Here is a 2,284-nt window from a genome sequence, read left to right on the forward strand (position 1 = left end):
TGCGTATTTTAACTTCCAGAACTGTAGGGACTACAGAGTTAGCCTAATCAATATCCGACCAATAGGTGGGAGTTCTTAGGAATCTCCATCTTCAAAATCCCTTAGGATTTAAGGTGGAGTAGTTCAATAAATCCTCTTGAGGAATAACGCTGTTCCAGATAGTATTGATCATTTCAACAGTCGATTGAGGAAGATCAGAGAAGTAGGTGCTGAGTTCATTGTAATTCGATTTTAAACGATTGCGACGTCCTCGGTCCGTTTTCAGCTTATCAGCTCCTTTAATCGACTCGGAAAAATGAGTATGGACAAACTGCTTGATGATATTTTCTTTCTCTTCAAGTAGACGATTCTGAGCATCGATGACATCATCTCCTTCAGCTACCAGGAAAGAATGATTCTGAGTCAAACTGACCAGGGTTGATAAAGACTCTTCAGCCTCCTGAAGTCTCGGGAAAAAGACATCGGCATTATTAGTGTCTGTCAGATGGCGCATGGACTGGTTATAGTTATGAAGGCATGATCGGGCTTCATCTTGAATAGCCAGCATTTCTTTCACAGTATATTGTTCAGTAATTACGGTGCGAGTGATTATCTTAGTATCTGAAGAGTCTTTTCTGATGACCCGTCGGATCCATTTTTCCACTGGGTTTCTGACAGGAACTGTTTCCTGCTTTTTCTCTTTTTTCGTATATCCAATAGCTTGTTCACTTTTAATAGAAGAGTTTTTCGTAGAGGTGTCTGATGGTGTGGACAGTTTAGATAATGGATTGATTCCCACAGTAGTTTTGTTATAAATCTTATTATAGACGGCTCGTTTAGGATTTTTCACGTACCCCATACCTTTTTTCCCATACAAGGGATTTACTGAAGATTTTACTTTACGTTTAATCTTTCTAGTCGTTCGAGCTTTAATGGTTTTTTTCAGGCTCGGTTTTCTTACACCAAATTTCATACAGCCCCTCCTTTTAGTTGTTACAATATTAACCTTAGCATATTGTTGGTGAGGTGTCAGTATTACTCATAGGATTATTAGAGAAGTATTCCATTTTCATTATCAAGTTGCAGTAGCGTATACTTAAAGAGATCAATAAAGTATCTAGGAGGTGCCAATAAGTGTTTACTCAGAAAAGACTGACGGAAGCATATAAGAATGCAAAGAAAATGTACTTCGACGATTATTCCCGTATTGTGTTCATGAGCGATGCCCATCGTGGGGATGGAAGTACATCTGATGAATTTTTAAAAAGCAGAAATTTATTTGTACATGCATTGAATGAATACTATGAAAATGGCTATACATTTTTTGAAGTTGGGGATGGAGAAGAACTGCTTGAGTATTCAGAAATGGAGCATATCAAAAATGCTCATACGGATACATATCAGGCCATTAAGAAATTTTTCGATAAAGACCGTTATATACGTATATTCGGCAACCATGATATCTATCTGGATAATCCCAAGTATGTTAAGAAGAATCTGTTTATCAACTATGACGAATATAGTGAAGTGTTCTATGATTTTTTAAAGGGGATCGAACCCCAGGAAGCTGTTATCCTCAAACATCGTAATACAAGTCAGGAGTTGTTTGTCCTGCATGGTCACCAGGGGGATGCACCAAATGATCAGTTCTGGTTCTTTACTATGTTGTCAATCAAATATTTCTGGCGTTTTTTCCACCGGGTAGGAATCAAGAATCCGGCGAGTCCGGTCAAGAACGTGACCAAACGTCATAAGATCGAACGTAACTACAGTAAATGGATCGAAAAGCATCGGCGTGCACTGATATGTGGGCACACGCATCGCTTCAAATTTCCGAACAACAAACAGATCCCCTATTTCAATACGGGCTGTGGTATCTATCCGGCCAGCATAACTGCTCTGGAACTGACAGAAGGGATGCTGCGGCTCGTCCGATGGAAAGAAAAAGTTGATGAGAATGGGGTTCTGCACATCAAGAGAGAAACAATGAGAGGACCTGAACCGGTTGAAGCCTTTGATATCAGGAAGCCTAAGGAAGTAGTCGAATATCTTGCCGAGGTGAAAATTCAGAGAACCAAGAAAACGAGAGAAACCAGAGCCGCATTTAGAGAAGAAGAAATGGAAAACGATAATGAAGGGTAAGTTGATCACATTTCACAAGCATTAAGTAGCTGCCAGATCTATGTGTAAAATAGTTGTCGGAAAGTAAAATAGTAGGGCAAGAAATTAAAGTAGACAAAAAGAAAGAAGACCCTTAATCTAGAGATAACCACAAATCCAGAAAAGAGGTCTTCTTATGAATCAA

2 protein-coding genes are annotated in these 2,284 nt (G+C 39.2%); one reads left to right on the forward strand and one right to left on the reverse strand.

Annotated features, from left to right (window positions below):
- Positions 1-91: 91 nt before the first annotated feature.
- A complete protein-coding gene (locus tag ACYQ2O_RS11770) occupies positions 92-952 on the reverse strand; it encodes a hypothetical protein (protein WP_459770190.1) in 861 nt (286 codons plus the stop codon).
- Between the two features lie 161 nt (positions 953-1,113).
- Here ACYQ2O_RS11770 and ACYQ2O_RS11775 point away from each other — a divergent pair, with 161 nt between their 5' ends.
- Entirely contained in the window at positions 1,114-2,121 is a 1,008-nt protein-coding gene (locus tag ACYQ2O_RS11775; protein ID WP_459770188.1) for a metallophosphoesterase, read from the forward strand.
- The last annotated feature ends 163 nt before the right edge of the window (positions 2,122-2,284 follow it).

Source organism: Alkalibacterium sp. m-11, from assembly GCF_054658155.1.